Below are 18,542 nucleotides of genomic sequence, written 5' to 3' on the forward strand. Positions count from 1 at the left end.
ATGAATGTTTTTTCTAAAGAAAGGCAAAAAGAAGCCGAAACAGACGCAGCACAGCGGCAACAGCCTCTATCCGGTACTGCACGTGATTGACAGTCTGAACGATTATAAAAGGGAACTCATTGAAAAAGAGGTGGAATCTTTGCGGGCGCTGAACAGCGTCGGAACCTCCTTCTCCGGCGTCTTAAATGAGGCGGATGAATTCCAGACGCACCTTCAGGATCTGGGGCAGTCCTTTTCCAATATCAACGAGGCGGCCGGCCGTTTTGCGGACGTGAGGAAAGCCATCTCCGACTCCGTATCTGAGGCCCAGGATAAGGTGGCGGAGCTCAAATCCACCTCCATGGATGTGGAAAAATCCTACAGCGAAATGGAGCACACATTTGAGCAGCTCCAGTCCGCGGTTAAGGATATCCAGCAGTGCATGGGCCGGATCGTCTCCATTGCGGATCAGACAAATATCCTCGCCATCAACGCCTCCATCGAGGCCGCCAGGGCCGGCCAGGAGGGAAAGGGCTTTGCGGTCGTTGCCGTAAAGGTCCGGGAGCTGGCCGAACAGATCAAGGATCTGACCAGCGAAGTGGATGTCGGCATCCATAACGTCCAGTCCGGCGCCAGCCAGCTAAGCGGCAGCATCCAGTCCTCCCAGGAGGCGCTGGGGCACAGCCTGAACACCGTAAACAGCACGTACGAATCCTTCCAAAAAATCACTGCCGCCGCGGACGGGGCGTCCTCCGTACAGGATGAGATCTCCGGCGTGATCAATGACTCCAACCAGGCGCTGCAGCTTATTTACCAGTTCTTCCACAGCATCCAGAAGCGCTATCAGGAGGTGGTAACGCATATCGAGCATGCGAAGAAGCTTGGGACCACGAAGAGCTGTATGTTTGAAGATATTGATAATATGATGTCGCAGATTCCGGTGATTGTGAAAGAGGTGCAGTCTGAGAAAGGGTGATGGCCTTATTTCAATTTAAGGATTCGTGAAAAGGGCCGCCAGAGGCAGCTTCTATATCCAACAGAACCCCGCTTCCGCCCGGAGAAAAGCGCAGCGGACGCTAAGCTCGAAAAGACCTCGCTAAGCGCCGGCGGTTTTCTACGGGTTCTTTATGGATATAGAAGCTGCCTCTGGCTACGTTACCGGCAAGCGTAGGATCAGGAGTATGATGTTGAAATTATTACAATACTTCTAATATTACAAATTAATATGTTATAAGTCTTAATATCTTTAAATTTTTTTATATAATCTTATTTCAAAAATTATATCAATAGATATTTTGACCTTAATGACATGTCATTATCTCATGACCTCAAAATATATTTTCTTATAATCCATCCATTGCAGATATACAGACAGAAATCTGCGGCCTTTCGATAACGTAGCCCTCTCACGAATTTAAACAGTAACACGATTCCTTCAATTTTCTTAACCTTTTCTAAACCCCCTTGAACTCCTTCCCCCGGTATGCTATAATCACTCAAAATCAAAAACTGTTAAAAAACTGTTAATAAATATGAAATTAACGACGAGGTACCTGCCATGAAACGCTTCCTGAAAAAATACGGCCACCTCTGGATCTTAAGCTATGGCTTTATCTATCTGCCATGGTTCATCCGTCTGGAGCAAACCGTCACCAGCCATTACCATGTGATCCACTCCTCCCTCGACGATCGGATCCCGTTTAACGAATATTTTATTATCCCTTATCTCCTGTGGTTCGTGTACGTGGCGGGCGCCATCACGTATTTCTTTTTCACAAACCGCGAGGACTATTACCGGCTCTGCATCTTTCTCTTTACGGGGATGACCCTGAGCCTGTTGATCTGCACCCTGTTCCCCAACGGGACAGATTTCCGCCCCGTCGTGGATCCGGATAAAAACCTCTGTTCCAGAATTGTATCGATCCTGTACCAGACCGACACCTGTACCAACGTATTTCCCAGCGTACATGTATACAATTCCATCGGAACACACATTGCCATCATGAAAAGCGAACAGCTCCGCTCCCGCCGCTTAATACGGACCGCGTCCTTTGTCCTGATGGTTTCCATCTGCCTGGCCACTGTCTTTTTAAAGCAGCACTCCGTCATAGACGGCGTGGCCTCCGCCCTCCTAAGCGCCTCCATCTACCCGCTGGCCTATGCAGGATGCGCCCAGGGCAGAGAAAAAACGCGGCCCGAGTTCATCCGCTAAATGTGCATGCAAGCATGCCCACTTGGCTCGCTGCTCGCGGGAATAAAACAGAGAGCATCCGGACATCATCCGCGCTCTCTGTTTTATTTCTGTATGCGCTCCATTCATAAACTGAACAAAATTCCTGAAAAAGCACACAGTGTCAGATTCTACAAGTATCAGGATTTCATATCAAAACTCCGCGCCAATTCTAAGCCAGCCAATAACGTAGCCAGAGGGCGCTTTTGTATCCATAAGGAACCCGTAGAAAACCGCCGGTACTTAGCGAGGTCTTTTCGAGCTTAGTACCGCTGCGCTTTTCTCCGAGCGGAAGCGGGGTTCCGTTGGATACAAAAGCGCCCTCTGGCGGCCCCTTCACGCCCTCCCCACGCTTAATTAAACCCATAAAACTTCTGCGTAATCTTATAACAGGCGATCGATACCTTCCGCCCGCCCTTTCCCGGCAGGTTTACGCCCTGTCCCAGGAATCCCCACCGCAGCCGCAAATACAGCGGGAAATTACTCTGCTTTAAATACTGCCACAGCTCCCGTTTTTTACCCAGATCCTCCTCCGTCCCGGAGCGGATGGCCAGAATCGAGGAGACGGTCATCATGATCTCCAGATAGCGGATCATATAGCGCTTCAGCTTCCGGTCCGCAAGCTTCATCACATCGCAGCAGCCAAGCATCAGCTTTGTCACCCGGATCTGCTGATCCAGGCGGCCGATCATCACCTTCTCATTGACAGACTGATCGTCGCGGCCGATGAAATACCGGTAAAAATTCACATCCAGGTAGTACATGGATTTCACATACGGGAGCGGCTGGTAGACAAAGATATTGTCCACATAAAACGTGTGCTCCGGCAGCTTAAGCCCGCACTCCCTCAGAAGCCCTGTGCGGTAAATCACGGAATGCATCAGGATATACTGGCCCAGTATGAACATCTTCACCCCGCTCCAGTCCGTGATCTCTTCCCTGGGGATAGCGCTTTTGTAGCTCATCACCTTCTTACGCCTGGCGCCCTGCTTCTCATACACAAAGTTCGTCACCATCATATCCGGGCTGCTCTCCATGGCCGCAAATTCCCGCAAAGCCGCAAGGACTCTCTCGTAAGCCTCCCCGTTCACCCAGTCATCGCTGTCCACGACCTTAAAATAGAGGCCCGAGGCATGGGAAAGCCCTGTGTTCACCGCCTCGCCGTGGCCGCCGTTTTCCTGATGGATGGCGCGGCAGATACCGGGATAGCGCGCCTCGTATTCATCGGCAATCTGCGGCGTCTCATCCTTCGCGGAGCCGTCGTCCACGATCAGGATTTCCACCTCGTCCCCGCCCGGGAGCAGGGACTCAATGCAATTTCTCATATACGCGGCGGAATTGTAGCAGGGGATCGCAAAGGTCAAAAGCTTCAATCCTCTATACCCCCTCCCCTTCTGCCGCCATGGCCTCATTTACCGCATCCTCACAGGAGCGCATGGCCAGGATCGTCTGCTCAAACAGCCGGTTCAAATCCCAGGAAAGCATGTCCGCGCCCTCTTTGATAACATCCCTGGAGCAGCCGGCCGCAAATTTTTTGTCCTTAAATTTCTTCTTTAAGCTGGATGCCTCCATGTCCTTTGCGCTCTTCGAGGGCCGCATCTTCGCAGCCGCCCAGATAAGCCCGGTCAGCTCGTCCACGGCGTAGAGCACCTTTTCCATCTCATGCTCCGGGGCTGTCTTCACGCGGCGGCCGTATCCGTGGCTGATCACGCCGTGGATCACCTCCTCCTCCGCGCCGCCCTCTCTCAAAAGCTCGGGAGCTTTTAAGCAGTGTTCATCCGGGTAAAGCTCAAAGTCAATATCATGAAGAAGGCCCACAATTCCCCAGAACGCCTCCTCCTCCCCGTAGCCCAGCTCGCGCGCATACCAGCGCATCACACCCTCCACCGTCAGGCCGTGACGGATGTGGAACGGTTCCTTATTATACGTTTTCAAAAGCGTCAGCGCCTGTTCTCTGCTCAGTGATGTTTTCATTTTTCTCTTTCCTTTCGTTTTCTATCCTCCGGTTTTTTACCTTATATAGTTATATCAAAATCCAGCCATAAAATAAAGGCCAATTTTTACAGAAAAATATATATACTTCCATTTCAGAACATGTTATTATAGAATACGGGCTGTCCCGGCGTATATAAAACATGCTCCGGCGCCCGCTGCGCTTTTTTGCAGCGCTTTGCCGCATGCCGGATATGCGGGGCAGCCCATTCACTATTACAGGAAATGGAACGAAACTGCTATGAACAAGAACACGATTGCATTACTCACAGCCGCTTTTTGCGCCGCCTCCCTCGCCGGGTGCGGCAAAGGCCGCCCTGATCCTGATTTGCAGGACGCTGCCGTGGAGAGCGCGCCCGTAGAGCTCACGGTCTGGGGCTCAGAGGAGGACGAGGCGCTCTTAAGCCAGATCATCCGCGATTTTACCGCCGCCCACCAGGGAGAGGCTAAGCTGCGCATCACCTTTGCGCCGCAGGGGGAATCCCAGTGCAAAGACGTATTACTCGCCGGGCCTAAGGACGGGGCCGATGTCTTTACCTTTGCCGACGATCAGATAAGCGCCCTGGCGGCGGCCGGAGTGCTTGAGCCTGTCCCGGAGCCGGAGGCCATACAGAGCGCGGGACTGCCCAGCGCCGTGGAAGCCGCCTCCGTGGACGGCGTGCTCTACGCCTGGCCCCTGACCGCGGATAACGGCTATTTTCTCTATTATAATAAAGACTATTTCACGCAGTCCGATGTCCAGACGCTTGACCGCATTCTGGAAATCGCCGCCGCACAGGACCGGACGTTCTGCATGGACTGGTCCTCTGCCTGGTATGTGTACGCTTTTTTTGGAAATACCGGCATGGAAGTCGGCTTAAGCGCGGACGGGATCACGAACTACTGCACATGGAACAGCCAGGAGGGAGCGATCCGCGGCGCGGACGTAGCGCAGGCCATGCTCGATATCGCAGAGAGCCCGGGCTTTGAAAGCCGCACCGACACGGAATTCCTGGAAGGCGTAAAGGACGGCTCTGTCATCGCAGGCGTCAGCGGCGTGTGGAACGCCGTCGCATTACAGGAAGAATGGGGCGACGCCCTGGGCGCCTCCAAACTTCCTGCCTATACCTGCGGCGGACGTCCGATCCAGATGGCATCCTTCTCCGGCTGCAAGCTGATCGGCGTCAACGCCTATTCCGAACACGGAGACTGGGCGGCAAAGCTGGCTGAATACATCACCAGCGAACAGAACCAGAAGCTCCGCTTTGAACTGCGCGGGCAGGGGCCGGCCAACAAAAACGCGGCCGCCTCCCGCGAGGTCCAGGACGCCCCGGCCATCGCCGCGCTTCTTGCGCAGTCCGAATATTCGAGCCCTCAGAGGGTCGGCGGAAACTTCTGGGAGCCTGTCACAGTCTTTGCGCAGAACATGGCCGCCGGCAATCCCGACGGCACGGATCTGCAAAATCAGCTCGATAAGATGGTCGAAGGCGTCACAGCAAGGTAGGGGGGACTGACATGAAACACAAACTCAGCATCCAGAAGCGCCTCATACTCCCCGTCGTACTCCTGGGGATTGTGGCGCTGATTTCCAATATCCTGTCCATTTTCAGCATTCACAATGTAAATGCAAATGCTGCCAATATCGTGGACAACTACATGGTCGGCGAGGCCATGCTGGCAGGCATCCACCAGTCTGTCATGAATATCCACAAACTGGCCCTGTCCCACATCGTCGCCACCGATTACTCCACGATGATTAAGGTCGTAGGGCAGATCAAGGAGGAAGAACGCGGGCTGGACATCCAGATGGCCGAGTATGAGACATACGTCATACGGACCGCCTCCTACCAGGAGCTTCTGGAAAATTATGACTCCTTTAAGGATTCCCTGATCCGCCTCGTGTGCGCCAGCGCGGACAGCAAGACCCAGGATGCCTACGCGCTCGCCAACGGGGATGTCGCCCGTTTTGCCGAGGCCATTGAGCGCAATATCGACGATCTGTACGAATCCATTACCTCCCGCGCAGCCAATGCCAGGACGAGGCTTATGGCCGTTTACATCACCTCCCTCATCATCAGCGCCCTCTCCATTGTGACCGGGATCCTTCTGATACTGGCCGCCCTGCGGATCATCGCCCGCTATGTGGTCGCGCCGATCCGGGGGGCGATCCGGTCGCTTCACGGCAGCTCCGAACGCATTGACGGCGTGGTGGGCGAGGTGCTTGACCGCACCCGCACTTCCAATGAGAGCACCGGGGAGCTCTCCCAGCTCGCGGGCAATCTCTCAGCCGCCATACAGGAGGTGGCCGGCAGCGCCTCCTCGATCAACGGCAGCGCGGAGCGCGTCCGCGGCGATGTCAATGACATGGCCGAGACATGCGCGGCTCTTATGGAATATTCCATTGCCATGCGCACGCGCGCAGATGAAATGCAGCGATCCGCACAGACGACGATGGAGGTCATCAGCGCCAAGGCGTCGGAGATTCTCTCCGTCCTCAGCGAGGCAATCGAGCAGAGCAAAAGCGTGGATCAGATCCAGATCCTCACCACGGATATCATGGGGATCTCCTCTTCCACCAACTTGATCGCCTTAAACGCCTCTGTGGAAGCCGCGCACGCCGGCCACGCCGGAGAAAGCTTTTCCGTCATTGTAAATGAGATCCGCCGCCTTTCCCGCTCCTGCGCCGACACAGCGGGCCACATCCAGTCCATCAATGAGACGGTGACAGGCGTTGTACACAGCCTCTCAGGGCACGCCCAGGATCTGGTAGATTACTTAAATGACTCGGTCTTAACAGAATTTGAAGAATTTGTCCGCTCCGGAAAGCAGTACCACGAGGACGCCGCCTACATTGAAAAAGCCATGGAGGAGTTCAACGGCAGGGCCTTTAGCCTCCGCAGCTCGATGGAGGAAATCACGGATTCCATCGGAACCATCACAAAATCCATGGATGACAGCGCCGCCGGCGTCACAGGCGTCGCTGACAGCGCCCGCAGCCTGGCGGCCGACATGGAGGACATCACAGGGCGGATGGACATCAACCAGCAGATCGTGACCGAGCTGCGCGGGCAGACGGAAATGCTTGCCAATATGTAACGGAACTGCCGCGGCAGACAGGCCAGCCGCCCACGGTATATTTCTCCGGGCGCATCCGCCGCCTTTCCCCGCCATACCCGCATTCCCTTACTCACGGCGCAGCAGAAAGAAGCGCCCGGCGATCTGCCCAAGGCGCCACAGATAGTCCGCCGCTTCCACGCTCTCTGTCACATAGATCGGAAAGCTTGCGATCCGCTCCCCGTCCATATAGTAAGAAGCGCTCCCGACCACGCTCCCGGCCTCCACGGGGGCCTTCTTTTCTTTTGCATACTCGTAGCGGATATCCGGCTGTTCCCCCTCCTTTAAAAGCAGCTTAAGCGTCTCCTGCTCCGCTCTTAAATTAAAGGACAAGGGGGCTGTCTTCTGCCTGCCGTCAGTCACCTGAAGCGGCGGAAATGTTTTATCCCGGTCAAACACTTCATAGTAATCGTACGTCTCAAACGCATAGCGGCAAAGCTTTTTCATATCCTCCCATTTATACGTCTTGTGCGGCGGCCAGCCGCAGCCGAGAAGCGCCACAATAAAGCGCCTTCCGTCCTTTTTGAGGGCCGAAATATAACAGTACCCCGCCCCTCCGGTGAAGCCCGTCTTGCCGGACAGCGCTTCGGGCATCATATTTAAGAGCGCATTGTGGTTTGCCAGATAAAACGACCGCTTCCCCTCCTTATCCTGGATCGTCCGGGAAGCGGTTCTCGTGATCGAAAGAAACGCCTCCCTTTTTGGCGAGAGCTCCACACAGTAGCGCATGATCCGCGCCAGATCCGCGGCTGTGGTGGAGTGGGCCTCCCCGTCCTCCTTCCTCGTCCCGTCCAGCCCGTTGGGCGTCACAAAGCAAGTATCCGCGCAGCCGATATCCCTGGCCTTCTGGTTCATCATGGCCGCGAATCCCTCCACGCTTCCGCCGATGTGCTCCGCCACGGCCACGGCCGTGTCATTGTGCGATTCCAGCATCAGGGAATACAAAAGATCTCCCAGCCGGTACTCCTCCCCCTCCCGGATATTGAGCTGCACATCCGGCATGGAAGCCGCGTAGGAGCTGACCGAAACCCAGTCCTCCTCATTCCCCTCCTCCAGCGCCAGAATACAGGTCATGATCTTCGTGGTGCTGGCCATGGGCCGTCTGACATCCGCCTCCTTGCCGTACAGCACCCGCCCCGTATCCGCGTCCATCAGCACAGCCGACTGCGCGTAGAGCTTTAATTCCTGCGCGTCCCCGGCGGCTTCTGCCGCGGTTTCTCCGCCTTCCTGCGCATAACAGACCGCCGCCCCCTGGAGCGAGCCCGCGCCCGGCAGAGCCAGGAGCAGGCCGGCCAGAAGGGCGGCGGCGTTTTGTCCGATTCGTCTGTATCCTGTTTTCCATTCATGTCGCTTCTGTCCGGGCCTTTTAGCTGCTTCTCCCATATGTCTCTCCAAACAGCTTCTTTAAGAAAACCTTATGCGCCGGATCCGGCTCTTATGATTTTAATGAGCGTTCCAGCGCCTCGTTGAGCGCCTCTGTCCCGGGCAGCGCGAAGCGCCCCCCTGCGATGATGGCTGTCCGCGTCCCGTCCGGCCCCACTGCCTCGATGCGGTCAAGCTCCGAATAGGGGATCGTGATATCCGTATGGCAGTTAAAATACGCCTCCTTTGGCCTTTCCTTCCTGAGGGCCGAAACCTCATTGTCCCTGGCCGTCATCTCCTTGCCGTCCGGGTTATACATCGGGCAGTCCTCCATGCGGCTGTAGCACGTATCGCCCACCGCAAAGTGGGGGCCCATCTTTTCCGCTATCAGGATCGGGAATTTATCTAAAATCCCGTACCGCACCGCCGTCTCATAGGCCGTCGTATTGGTCCCAATGGCAAATTCCCCCATGGGAAGCGAGTCATGGTTTTTCAAAATCACCTGCTTCACCAGCGCGCGGCACTCTCCCGGGTCCTCAAAATTCCTGCACGTATAGGACGCCGTTTTCCCGTCCTTAAACACAATCTCCAGATCGCGGAACTGAAAATCGCCGATATACACGCTTCCCACGTGCAAAAGCCCTTCGGTTCCCTTAAGCATGGGGGAGGTAAAGACCTCTCCCACCGGAATATTCACATCCGCCACGCAATTCTCAAAATTCGTCTCCTTTGCCGGATCCCGTAAGGGATGCAGCTTCACCGTAAGCTCCGTCCGGTTCTCCCCCCGCCCGGTGACATATACATACTCCGCCCGGTCAAGCGCGTCGATCAGCACCTGCTGGATCCCGCGGTACAGCTCATAGTCCAGGGTATTGATGCGGATCGTCTCCCCGAAAATCTCCTCAAACGACGGCCCGATCTCCGGCAGCGGAAACGCGATGATCGTAAAACTCGTCTCACTGCCCGGGATATAGGCATCCACAATCCGCGACGCCTCACTGGCATAGGAGATCACCCGCTTTTCCTGCTTCTCGCTTAAGGAAAACGCCTCTCTCTTATTCTGAGGCGCAAAGCCTTCCCCGCCGAAGGTCTCCACCACAGCCGGGCCCGCATATCCGGCCGCCAGCTCCTTATACTGCTCATAGGCGACCTGCAGGACCGACAGCTTCCGCTCCCGGAACGCCTTGTCAAAATAGACCGCCTGATCATAGCGGTGATCATACTCATACTGGCGGTTCGCCGGCCCCGCATAATACCCGTTCACCCTAAAGGCCGCCCGGTTCATGGTCCCCACCGCCGCGCGGCAGATCACCGGCTCAAGGCCCATGGCGCGGAAATTTTCCACCGCCGCGCGGATCATGCGCTCAAAGCCGATATGGTAGCGGATCTGGACGGTTTTTTTACGCTTATAATCACGCCCCGAGACCTCAAAGCCCTTTTTATACCCTTCGGTAAATGTATCCGCCATCCGCCGGATCGTCTCCTCCGGAAGTCCGTTCAAAAACGCCGCCACTGAGCGCTCCGTCCCGGAAATATACTCGCCAAAGCGGTATAAATACCGCAGATCCGTCAAATCGCTGTCCATGATAATGGACAGGGCAAAGTCAAGCGACGGATCCAGCGTCTCGCGGACGCGGTACGTCAGCGTCATATCGCAGTAATCACTCACAAAATAATAGAGCGCTTCCTTCACCGCGCCAAAATCCGGCTCGTCCTCCTCGAACCGGTTATAGACCTCGATGAACACCTCCTCAAGGATCGTCATATCCGTCAGACGCCCCTCAAAGGCAAAAACAATCATGCTGCGGATCTCGGCGTACAGAAAGGAAAGCCATGCGCCGATATCCTCCCCCAGCTCCCTGACCGCGCAGGAAGGATTGGCAAAACTGTCCTCATACGCGGACGGCAGGATATCCGCGTAAAGCGCATGATTTAATGCCTCCCACTCCTTTAGGGAAAGGCTGTCAAGCCGCCCCGCCTCCTGCATCCCATACACCCGCTCCACGAGCAGGATAAACTGCGCCGTCCGCTCAAAATACGCTCTCCACGGCTTACGCGCCGTCTTCTCTTCCTCCATCCGGCGGATCCGCCCAAGCGCCAGCTCATGGCGCTCCCTCACCGCGTCCGCGCCGATCAAAACGGCCTCGCCGCCGTCCTTCTCTCTTCCTGCTTCGCCATCAAACTCCATATCCGTCACCTCTTCACTCCGAGCAGAATCATCACCAGCCACCAGATCAGCAGCAGTCCGGAGACAATCATGCCAATCCGCGCCAGAATATAATTCTTCTCCTCTTCTTTTAACGCTTTCCTCCCATACAGCAGCGCAGACACTGACAAAAGCAGGCTGCAAAAGCACATGGCCAGCGCCGGCATGGGGGTATTTCCCTGATTTCTCACACTGAGGGCCATCCCCGCGCCGCCGAGAAAGAGGGCAGACAGTGTCAGCCCCAGGCACGGGTAGCCCAGCGCCGCCAGCGGCTTTTTGATATAAGAAAACGGCCTCTCCTCACTCTGGTTATCTTTTTGACGCGCCATCCATAAGCCTCCTGATTCCCCTGCAGAGCATCAGACAAAGATACCCCGCGATTCCTCCAATCGTATTCAAAAACATATCGTCCACATCAAAGCTGCCCACCTTAAACACAAGCTGCACTGTCTCAATCCCCAGCGTAAAGAGAAAGCTTAGGACAATCACCGTGTGCCATCTCCCGCACCGCCGGCTGATGAGGGGCAGAATAAAGCCAAAAGGCATAAAGCAGACCACATTTCCCACTGTATTCATCAAAAACGCCTTCATGCCCAGCAGCTCGCGATACTTGTAAAACCTCGTTATCTCCCTGAAAAGAACGAGATTATAGGCGTAATCCGTCTGATCCGTCCGCCCAAATCCGTCCGAAAAAAACATAAAATATGTGATAACCGCCAGATAGCCGATAAAAAGAAGCCAGTAAACCATCCGGCGAAACCTTGTCCTTTTTCTCATCATTACCCAATCTTTTAGCGAAACATGTTCCATCCTTTCCGTTTCCGAATGATCCCGCAGCCGGGCAGAGAAGCTCTCTTCCCCGGCCTGCCCCTGTGCAAAAAGAATACTGCAGTTCCCTGCAGCATTCTTCCCGGTCAGATATCGTATCGTACATGCAGCGTCCCTGTAGCCGCCGTCTCATCTAAAAGGTAATCTTTGCCTTCCTTTTCAAAAGAAAGGAACCGCTGACAATCGCCAGCACGCCGGCGGCAAGTCCCACTGTGATCAGAACGCTTCCGATCACAATGTTAATCACCCCGGCCGCGCGCATCGTCTTATACACCTGTTCCATGGACGTTCCCCTCTCCCGCCCCCTGATCCGCACCATACTGCGCATAATACGCGTCAATCGCGGACTTGATGGCGTCATCAATCACAATCTCCCCGCGGCATTCCTGATTATACAGACGCTCCACCACATCCTTCATGGACACGATTGCCGCCGCCTTAAAGCCGTAGAGCTCCTCTATCTCCTCCAGCGCGCTCTTTTCCCCCTTGCCCCGCTCCATGCGGTTTAAGGAAACGATCAGGCCTTTGATCTCCACATCGGCCTGCGCCCGGATGATCGGATACGTCTCCTCAATCGATTTCCCGGACGTGGTCACATCCTCAATCATCACCACGCGATCCCCGTCCTTAAGTTTACTTCCAAGGAGAATCCCCGCGTCGCCGTGATCCTTCTCCTCCTTGCGGTTTGCGCAGTAGCGGACATCCTTTCCGTACAGCTCGCTTATCGCCATCGCCGTGGCCACAGCCAGCGGGATCCCCTTATAAGCCGGCCCAAACAGGACATCAAACTCCAGGCCGAAATTGTCGTGGATGGCCTTTGCATAGTATTCCCCCAGCCTGCGGAGCTGCGCGCCTGTGACATACGCGCCCGCATTCATAAAAAACGGGGACTTCCTGCCGCTCTTTAGCGTAAAGTCTCCGAATTTCAAAACGCCGCTCTGCACCATAAACTCTATAAATTCTTTCTTATACTGCTCCATCGAATCCAAAACCTCCCTGTCCGCAGGCCGCCTCCTGTCCCGGAAAATGCCCGCCTGCACTGTCTGTATAACGCTTTTATGCCATTTTCAACGGATACTTGCCATTTTCCATCTTTTTTATAATAAAAATCAGGGAAGGAACCTATCAAATAGCTTTTTCATTTTAACATATTTCCTGTCTATATTCAACCTGTTTCCGTTTATCTTTTCAATGCCGATCGCCGTTAATGTAACGGTTCAGATACCCCCGGTTACCCATTAATGGCTTTCACTTTTTCGCAAATCCGCTGTAATTCCCCCAAATAAACAGCGGCAAAATTAAAGGCGGAGAAAGGATTGCACAGGAAATGCCAAATTAAGAATGAATCTCTATAACGCTTGACCGATTTGCTGATTTGCAACAAGTCAACAACCCTGCTGCAAGCAACGGGCGTCAAACTTGCAGCGCTGCAGAGCAGCAGGGTATTTGACCCTCGCGGCAGCCACCAAATGTGCATGCAGGCATGCCCACTTGGCTCGTTGCCCGCGGGAATCAAAAAGGCAAACGGCGGGCATAAATTTGTAACAGATCTACCCCGCCGCTTTATACAGGCCCGCCGCCCGCGCATTTCTATACGCCTAAATCATAAACAACGTATCAAAATCCGTCTTCAGATGCGGGAACATCACGAGCTGTAAATCTTCTTTATTTTCTTCACGGACTGTTTTATATAAATAGAAATACGTCGTCCCGTCTTCACGGCCATCGTTTAAATAGATTTCTACCTGTCTTTTTCTCCAGTCCGCCAGCCAGTATTCAGACACGCCGACACGCTGATAAATATTCATTTTTTCACCGCGGTCATAGCTTTCTGCCGAGTCGGAGATCACTTCCATGACCATCCGCGGAATTCCGGTCAGCGACACATTTTTTCTGTCTCTGGTATTACAGTTGATTGAAACGTCCGGTATCACAATCTTATTCCCGTTTTCGCTCCATTGATACTGAACACCGTCTCCGAGAACACGGCATAAGGAATCTGTAAGCTGCCGCCCAATCATAACCACAAAATTATTGATTACAAATGAATGCTCGATAAACGTATTGCTCATATCCTGTACAGGCATCGCGTCCATCCGTCTTACCTCTTTTCTTCCTCACCCTACAGCCCCAATCAGCTCCCGGATGTCCTCTGTCCCATACCGCTCCATGTACGCCGCAATCCCGTTCGCGATCTCCACAGCCGCGTCAGGGTTGCGGAAATTCGCCGTGCCCACAGCCACCGCCGTGGCCCCTGCCAGCAAAAACTCAATCGCGTCGTCGGCTGTCATGATGCCGCCCATGCCGATGATCGGAAGCGATACGGCATGCGCTGTCTCATACACCATGCGCACCGCGATCGGCTTCACCGCCGGGCCTGATAAGCCTCCGGTCCGGTTTGCCAGCGCAAAGGTTCTTTTATGGATATCGATCTTCATGCCGGTCAGGGTATTAATCAGCGACAGCGCGTCCGCGCCCCCGGCCTCAGCCGCCCGGGCCATCTCGGTGATATCCGTCACATTGGGGCTCAGCTTCATGATCACCGGCTGGCGCGCATGGCGCTTCACCTCCCTGGTGATGGCCTCCACCGCCTTTGGGTCCTGGCCGAAGGCAATGCCGCCTTCCTTCACATTGGGGCAGGAAATATTGATTTCCATCAGATCAACCGGCTGCGCGGACAGCTTTTCCACCACGTCCACATAGTCGGAGACGCTCTTTCCACACACATTGACAATAATTTTGGTGTCAAACTGTTTCAGGAACGGGATATCCCGCCTGGAAAACAGGTCAAAGCCGGGATTCTGCAGGCCAATAGCATTGAGCATGCCGCCGTAGACCTCCGCAATGCGCGGCGTGGGATTGCCCGGCCACGGTTCATTGGCCACGCCCTTTGTCACCACCGCGCCCAGCCGGTTTAAATCCACCAGCGCGGAATACTCTTCGCCTGAGCCAAAGGTCCCGGATGCGGTCATAACGGGATTTTTAAGCTCCACACCGGCAATCGTTACCGCCGTCTTACTCATAGCTCCACCTCCCCGGCCAGAAATACAGGGCCGTCCTTACAGATCCGGCGGTTGCGCACATTGCTGTGGGCGTCCGTCTCCCTGGTCCGGCACACGCAGGCCAGGCACGCGCCCACGCCGCAGGCCATCCGCTCCTCCAGCGATACATACAGACGGATCCCCTGTTCCTGTGCATACTCCTTTAACGCCTTAAGCATCGGCGCCGGGCCGCAGGCATACATCACGTCCGCCGTAAGACCGCGCCCGCGGATCACGTCCAGGACATTGCCTTTATCCCCCGCGCTGCCGTCCTCTGTGGCCGCGAACACTTCGCCGTACGCCTCAAACTCGTCCCGCAGAAACATCTGCGAATCGCGGTAGCCCAGGATAATCTGCTTCTCACAGTTTAAGTTCTTCGCCAGCTCCAGCATGGGGGGAATGCCGACCCCGCCCCCGATCAGGAATACGTTTTCACCCTCCAGCGGAAAGCCGTTCCCTAAAGGCCCCATGATTTCAATGGGATCCCCTGACTCATACAGCGAGAATTCCTTTGTTCCCGCGCCTGCTGCGCGGTAAACGATGCGCAGCCGGCCTTCCTCCGGATCCGTCTCACAGATGCTGATCGGCCGCGGCAGAATCCTTGAGCCGTCCCGGCTGTACACGTTTATAAACTGGCCCGGCCCGGCCTCCTTTGCCGCCTCTGTGACGATCCACATGCTGAAAATGTCCGGCGCGAGCGCCTCCTGGCTGTAAACCACAGCCGTCTCCTTTACCTGCGCCATACGGCTCTCCTCCTTATAACACGCGGTTAATGTCCTGAATCATATCCATCACGGCCTGCCTGGCCGCCTCACCGAAGCGCCCCGCCCCGAAATCAGCGTACTCCTCCTTCTTCCAGGCCGCTATAATGCCCCGGGATGAATTGACGATCGCCCCCAGGCCGTCCTCATTAAAGCAGTGCCTTAAATCCTCCGCAGCGCCGCCCTGCGCCCCGTAGCCCGGAACCAGGAAATATGTACGCGGCATCTGTTTTCTGAGCGCCCGGCTCATCTCCGGATACGTCGCGCCCACCACGGCCCCCACATTGCTGTAGGCCCCGTCCATGGAAGCGCTCCCCCACTCCGCAACCTTGTCCGCCACGAGCTCATACAGGGGCCTTCCGTCAATCAGGCAGTCCTGGAATTCCCCGCTCGACGGATTGGAGGTCTTAACCAGGACAAAAATTCCTCTGTCATACTCGCTGCAGGCATCCACAAACGGCTTTACGCCATCCGTCCCGAGGTAAGGGTTCACCGTGATATAATCTGTGTCAAATCCCGCGAAGGAAGCGCCGCCCACCTTCACGCGGCCGATATGCCCCGCCGCGTAGGCTGCCGAGGTCGAGCCGATATCGCCCCGCTTCACATCCCCGATGACAATCAGGCCCTTTTCCCTGCAGTATCGAACCGTGCGCTCATATACCTTAAGCCCCTCAAGGCCAAACTGCTCATACATGGCAATCTGCGGCTTCACAGCCGGAATCAAATCCGCCGTGGCGTCCACAAGTTCCCGGTTAAACTGCCAGACCGCCTCCGCGGCCCCCTTAAGCGTCTCGCCAAACTCATCAAACGCCTTCTCAAGCACCTGCTCCGGGATATAGCCGAGCATGGGATCAAGGCCAACGCAGACCGGGGCCTTTGTGTCCTGTATCTTTTCAATTAATCGCTGAACCATCGCTTCCTCCTTACGGGGTGTATCTTGTCGTCGTTATCCTGTACAGGCGGGAGATGGAAAACTCTGCCTGTCATCTTTCCTTATTTTAGCATATGGGGCAGGGGCTTTCAAGTAGGGAATCGTGAAAGGGCCCCGGCGTCCCGCCCTGGAGCGTCAGCGTTGCCACATAATCCCCATTTTTATACGCCTTCGCCGCAAACTGCTCCTCTGTCTCTGTCTTCAGCTCCATCCACAGCTCCTCCGCCGCCAGCATAATATGCGACAGCATCACGCCGATGCTGAAGTCCCGCATCCCCTTTTCCGCCTTCAGGGAAATGCGCGGTTTCCTCGCAAATACATAGATCCGGTCCGAATACACGACAAAACGCCACGGCTGCGCGTTAAAGGCTGACGGGGCCAGGCGGGCCGCTTTCAGCACGGTTTTCATCTGCTCCCCGGCCTCTTCCTTGAATGTGCATAAACTGTTTAAAGGGAGGCGCTTTGCCAGGGGGCTTTCCCGGTAAAGCTTTCCCTCCGGGTAGCCGAAGGCGACGAGGATCACACACTTTTTCCCGTTCTTCACAGGCTGGTCGGGCCGCGAGCCGCCCAGGTAGCACGTTCCCAGGCCCTTGGCCGTCAGATACAGCACGATCTGTTCCATGATATAGCCCGCGTTCCGCTCATACCCGTCCACGGTCTCCGAATACAGCGCCAGATAGTACGGCGCTTCCACTTTCCACATTCCCCTGATACGGACATGCTTCGCATCCGGCTCCAGAATCTCCAGCTCGATCCGGATACGGTCATTTAACCTGGACGTCTTCTCAAAAAACGACAGGATCTTACTCTTAAGATGCTCCGGCGCCTCGCGCTTTGTGTAGTTTCTCACAGACTGCCTGCATCCGATTGCCTCATACAGATTCATCCCTCTTCCCCCTTTTTCCTGACATGCGGCATCTCCCTGTCCTTTCTCAGATCAGTCCTGATACAAGCGGTACAACCGCCACGGTCAGAAGTCCCGCCACCGCTATCGCAAGGCTGCTCATGGCGCCCTCAAGCTCTCCCAGCTCCAGGGCCCTGGCCGTCCCGATCGCATGGGCCGCAGTTCCAAGCGCCAGCCCCTTTGCCATGGGCTCCTCAATCTTACATATCTTAAACAGCCCGTCAGCAATGATATTCCCCAGTATACCGGTGATGATAATGCTGACGACCGTAATGGTCACGATTCCTCCCGCTTCCTCGCTGATCCCCATCCCGATCGCTGTGGTGATGGACTTGGGGAGCAGGGTGACATAGTAGTCATGGTTCAGCCCAAACAGCCTTGCCATGACGAAAATGCTCCCGGCGCTTCCCAGCACGCCTGCCAGGATCGATGCCGCGATGGCAAACGAATAGCGCTTCAGATAGCCGAGCTGGCGGTACAGCGGAATCGCCAGGCACACTGTCGCGGGAGTCAGGAAGTAGCTTAAATAAGCCGCTCCTCTATTATATTCCTCATAGCTGACATGAAATACCGATAAAAACAGAATCACGAGCACGATCGCCACCAGCAGCGGGTTTAAAAGCGCCAGTCCCGTTTTCTTTTTCAGCCATACGCCGAACAGATACGCCCCAAGGCTTAACAGCATGCCGGAATAGAGGGACGCATGGATCAACTCGTTCATATGCCCTCCTTTTTACGCGGCCTGCGGACAAGCCCCTGCGCCACCTTTGCCGTCAGGATCATCACAAACACCGTGGAGACCGCTGTAATCACCAGCAGCGGAACCAGAATATCGCGCATCTGCCCCATACTGTTTAACAGCCCGGCCCCGGCCGGAATGAAAGTCAGGGGCATGATATCCAGGAAGAAATCGCCGGCCTCCGAAACCTCCTCCACCTTAATAACGCCAAAGCACAGGAAGCCCAAAAGGATAAAAAGGCCGTATACGCCGGCCGGAACCGGCAGCGGAAGAACGTAATTTAAAAATTCCCCTGCCATGGTGATGCCAAACAGAATGGTCGCCTGTTTCAAATATTTCATCCGCTTACATCCTCTCTTACCAAAATATACATGATATCGGGGCCAAAAGGTCTTTTGCCCCCTTTGATACCGGATTGCTCCGCACTTTGTGCTCCCGCAATCCTCAAAAACATTCAAAATCCGCCCTGATCGGGC

Annotated in this window: 19 protein-coding genes; 4 read left to right on the forward strand and 15 right to left on the reverse strand. The window is 55.2% G+C overall.

Features of this window, described 5'->3' with window-relative positions:
• The first annotated feature begins 4 nt into the window (after positions 1-4).
• Positions 5-955, forward strand: coding sequence for a methyl-accepting chemotaxis protein (locus NFS31_RS15345; protein ID WP_251496784.1), 951 nt, complete (start codon positions 5-7; stop codon positions 953-955).
• Between the two features lie 582 nt (positions 956-1,537).
• Positions 1,538-2,191, forward strand: coding sequence for a phosphatase PAP2 family protein (locus NFS31_RS15350; RefSeq protein ID WP_251496787.1), 654 nt, complete (start codon positions 1,538-1,540; stop codon positions 2,189-2,191).
• 371 nt (positions 2,192-2,562) lie between these two features.
• Here the strand turns inward: NFS31_RS15350 and NFS31_RS15355 are convergent, their stop codons facing one another.
• Positions 2,563-3,582 carry a glycosyltransferase family 2 protein gene (locus NFS31_RS15355; RefSeq protein WP_251496790.1) on the reverse strand — a complete coding sequence of 340 codons (1,020 nt, stop codon included), beginning with the start codon at positions 3,580-3,582 and terminating at the stop codon, positions 2,563-2,565.
• A gap of 4 nt (positions 3,583-3,586) precedes the next feature.
• Complete coding sequence (locus tag NFS31_RS15360) at positions 3,587-4,183, reverse strand: hydrolase (RefSeq protein WP_251496792.1); 597 nt, start codon at positions 4,181-4,183, stop codon at positions 3,587-3,589.
• Positions 4,184-4,442: 259 nt separating this feature from the next.
• Here NFS31_RS15360 and NFS31_RS15365 point away from each other — a divergent pair, with 259 nt between their 5' ends.
• Together NFS31_RS15365 and NFS31_RS15370 are read left to right on the forward strand one after the other, a co-directional pair.
• On the forward strand, positions 4,443-5,684 hold the full coding sequence (locus NFS31_RS15365) for an extracellular solute-binding protein (protein ID WP_251496795.1): 1,242 nt from the start codon (positions 4,443-4,445) through the stop codon (positions 5,682-5,684).
• A gap of 11 nt (positions 5,685-5,695) precedes the next feature.
• Entirely contained in the window at positions 5,696-7,276 is a 1,581-nt protein-coding gene (locus NFS31_RS15370) for a methyl-accepting chemotaxis protein (RefSeq protein ID WP_251496798.1), read from the forward strand.
• A gap of 87 nt (positions 7,277-7,363) precedes the next feature.
• Here the strand turns inward: NFS31_RS15370 and NFS31_RS15375 are convergent, their stop codons facing one another.
• From NFS31_RS15375 to NFS31_RS15435, 13 genes are all read right to left on the reverse strand, one after another.
• Complete coding sequence (locus tag NFS31_RS15375; RefSeq protein ID WP_251496799.1) at positions 7,364-8,677, reverse strand: D-alanyl-D-alanine carboxypeptidase family protein; 1,314 nt, start codon at positions 8,675-8,677, stop codon at positions 7,364-7,366.
• 52 nt (positions 8,678-8,729) lie between these two features.
• Positions 8,730-10,844: an aminopeptidase gene (locus NFS31_RS15380; RefSeq protein WP_331482692.1), complete on the reverse strand. Its 2,115-nt coding sequence runs from the start codon at positions 10,842-10,844 to the stop codon at positions 8,730-8,732.
• Positions 10,845-10,849: 5 nt separating this feature from the next.
• The gene (locus NFS31_RS15385; RefSeq protein WP_251496801.1) at positions 10,850-11,191 is read right to left on the reverse strand and encodes a calcium:proton exchanger; all 342 of its coding nucleotides are present in this window, start codon (positions 11,189-11,191) and stop codon (positions 10,850-10,852) included.
• A complete protein-coding gene (locus NFS31_RS15390) occupies positions 11,172-11,639 on the reverse strand; it encodes a VanZ family protein (protein ID WP_416389470.1) in 468 nt (155 codons plus the stop codon). The genes NFS31_RS15385 and NFS31_RS15390 overlap by 20 nt, the downstream gene beginning before the upstream one ends.
• A gap of 184 nt (positions 11,640-11,823) precedes the next feature.
• Positions 11,824-11,973 (reverse strand): hypothetical protein, encoded by a 150-nt coding sequence (locus NFS31_RS15395; RefSeq protein WP_251496803.1) that lies wholly within the window; start codon positions 11,971-11,973, stop codon positions 11,824-11,826.
• Complete coding sequence (gene pyrE / locus NFS31_RS15400) at positions 11,957-12,670, reverse strand: orotate phosphoribosyltransferase (protein WP_251496805.1); 714 nt, start codon at positions 12,668-12,670, stop codon at positions 11,957-11,959. The genes NFS31_RS15395 and pyrE overlap by 17 nt, the downstream gene beginning before the upstream one ends.
• Positions 12,671-13,288: 618 nt before the next feature.
• On the reverse strand, positions 13,289-13,786 hold the full coding sequence (locus NFS31_RS15405; protein WP_251496807.1) for a Uma2 family endonuclease: 498 nt from the start codon (positions 13,784-13,786) through the stop codon (positions 13,289-13,291).
• A gap of 21 nt (positions 13,787-13,807) precedes the next feature.
• Positions 13,808-14,713: a dihydroorotate dehydrogenase gene (locus NFS31_RS15410; protein ID WP_251496808.1), complete on the reverse strand. Its 906-nt coding sequence runs from the start codon at positions 14,711-14,713 to the stop codon at positions 13,808-13,810.
• On the reverse strand, positions 14,710-15,474 hold the full coding sequence (locus NFS31_RS15415) for a dihydroorotate dehydrogenase electron transfer subunit (protein ID WP_251496810.1): 765 nt from the start codon (positions 15,472-15,474) through the stop codon (positions 14,710-14,712). Before NFS31_RS15415 ends, NFS31_RS15410 begins: the two co-directional genes overlap by 4 nt.
• A gap of 13 nt (positions 15,475-15,487) precedes the next feature.
• Positions 15,488-16,405 (reverse strand): orotidine-5'-phosphate decarboxylase, encoded by a 918-nt coding sequence (gene pyrF, locus NFS31_RS15420; RefSeq protein ID WP_251496812.1) that lies wholly within the window; start codon positions 16,403-16,405, stop codon positions 15,488-15,490.
• A gap of 85 nt (positions 16,406-16,490) precedes the next feature.
• Positions 16,491-17,309 carry a nitroreductase family protein gene (locus NFS31_RS15425; RefSeq protein WP_251496814.1) on the reverse strand — a complete coding sequence of 273 codons (819 nt, stop codon included), beginning with the start codon at positions 17,307-17,309 and terminating at the stop codon, positions 16,491-16,493.
• 46 nt (positions 17,310-17,355) lie between these two features.
• A complete protein-coding gene (locus tag NFS31_RS15430; RefSeq protein ID WP_251496817.1) occupies positions 17,356-18,048 on the reverse strand; it encodes an LrgB family protein in 693 nt (230 codons plus the stop codon).
• Positions 18,045-18,407 (reverse strand): CidA/LrgA family protein, encoded by a 363-nt coding sequence (locus NFS31_RS15435; protein WP_251496820.1) that lies wholly within the window; start codon positions 18,405-18,407, stop codon positions 18,045-18,047. Before NFS31_RS15435 ends, NFS31_RS15430 begins: the two co-directional genes overlap by 4 nt.
• Between the last annotated feature and the right edge of the window lie 135 nt (positions 18,408-18,542).

This window comes from Otoolea muris, from assembly GCF_943193115.1.
Lineage (GTDB): Bacteria > Bacillota > Clostridia > Lachnospirales > Lachnospiraceae > Otoolea > Otoolea muris.

Coding starts and splice junctions, on each gene's coding strand:
- NFS31_RS15385 (WP_251496801.1), bottom strand. CDS start 11,191: ATGGCGCGTCAAAAAGATAACCAGAGTGAGGAGAGGCCGTTTTCTTAT.
- NFS31_RS15360 (WP_251496792.1), bottom strand. CDS start 4,183: ATGAAAACATCACTGAGCAGAGAACAGGCGCTGACGCTTTTGAAAACG.
- NFS31_RS15425 (WP_251496814.1), bottom strand. CDS start 17,309: ATGAATCTGTATGAGGCAATCGGATGCAGGCAGTCTGTGAGAAACTAC.
- NFS31_RS15410 (WP_251496808.1), bottom strand. CDS start 14,713: ATGAGTAAGACGGCGGTAACGATTGCCGGTGTGGAGCTTAAAAATCCC.
- NFS31_RS15435 (WP_251496820.1), bottom strand. CDS start 18,407: ATGAAATATTTGAAACAGGCGACCATTCTGTTTGGCATCACCATGGCA.
- NFS31_RS15375 (WP_251496799.1), bottom strand. CDS start 8,677: ATGGGAGAAGCAGCTAAAAGGCCCGGACAGAAGCGACATGAATGGAAA.
- NFS31_RS15415 (WP_251496810.1), bottom strand. CDS start 15,474: ATGGCGCAGGTAAAGGAGACGGCTGTGGTTTACAGCCAGGAGGCGCTC.
- NFS31_RS15390 (WP_416389470.1), bottom strand. CDS start 11,639: ATGAGAAAAAGGACAAGGTTTCGCCGGATGGTTTACTGGCTTCTTTTT.
- NFS31_RS15380 (WP_331482692.1), bottom strand. CDS start 10,844: ATGGAGTTTGATGGCGAAGCAGGAAGAGAGAAGGACGGCGGCGAGGCC.
- NFS31_RS15405 (WP_251496807.1), bottom strand. CDS start 13,786: ATGGACGCGATGCCTGTACAGGATATGAGCAATACGTTTATCGAGCAT.
- NFS31_RS15430 (WP_251496817.1), bottom strand. CDS start 18,048: ATGAACGAGTTGATCCATGCGTCCCTCTATTCCGGCATGCTGTTAAGC.
- NFS31_RS15395 (WP_251496803.1), bottom strand. CDS start 11,973: ATGGAACAGGTGTATAAGACGATGCGCGCGGCCGGGGTGATTAACATT.
- NFS31_RS15345 (WP_251496784.1), top strand. CDS start 5: ATGTTTTTTCTAAAGAAAGGCAAAAAGAAGCCGAAACAGACGCAGCAC.
- NFS31_RS15370 (WP_251496798.1), top strand. CDS start 5,696: ATGAAACACAAACTCAGCATCCAGAAGCGCCTCATACTCCCCGTCGTA.
- pyrF (WP_251496812.1), bottom strand. CDS start 16,405: ATGGTTCAGCGATTAATTGAAAAGATACAGGACACAAAGGCCCCGGTC.
- NFS31_RS15365 (WP_251496795.1), top strand. CDS start 4,443: ATGAACAAGAACACGATTGCATTACTCACAGCCGCTTTTTGCGCCGCC.
- NFS31_RS15350 (WP_251496787.1), top strand. CDS start 1,538: ATGAAACGCTTCCTGAAAAAATACGGCCACCTCTGGATCTTAAGCTAT.
- pyrE (WP_251496805.1), bottom strand. CDS start 12,670: ATGGAGCAGTATAAGAAAGAATTTATAGAGTTTATGGTGCAGAGCGGC.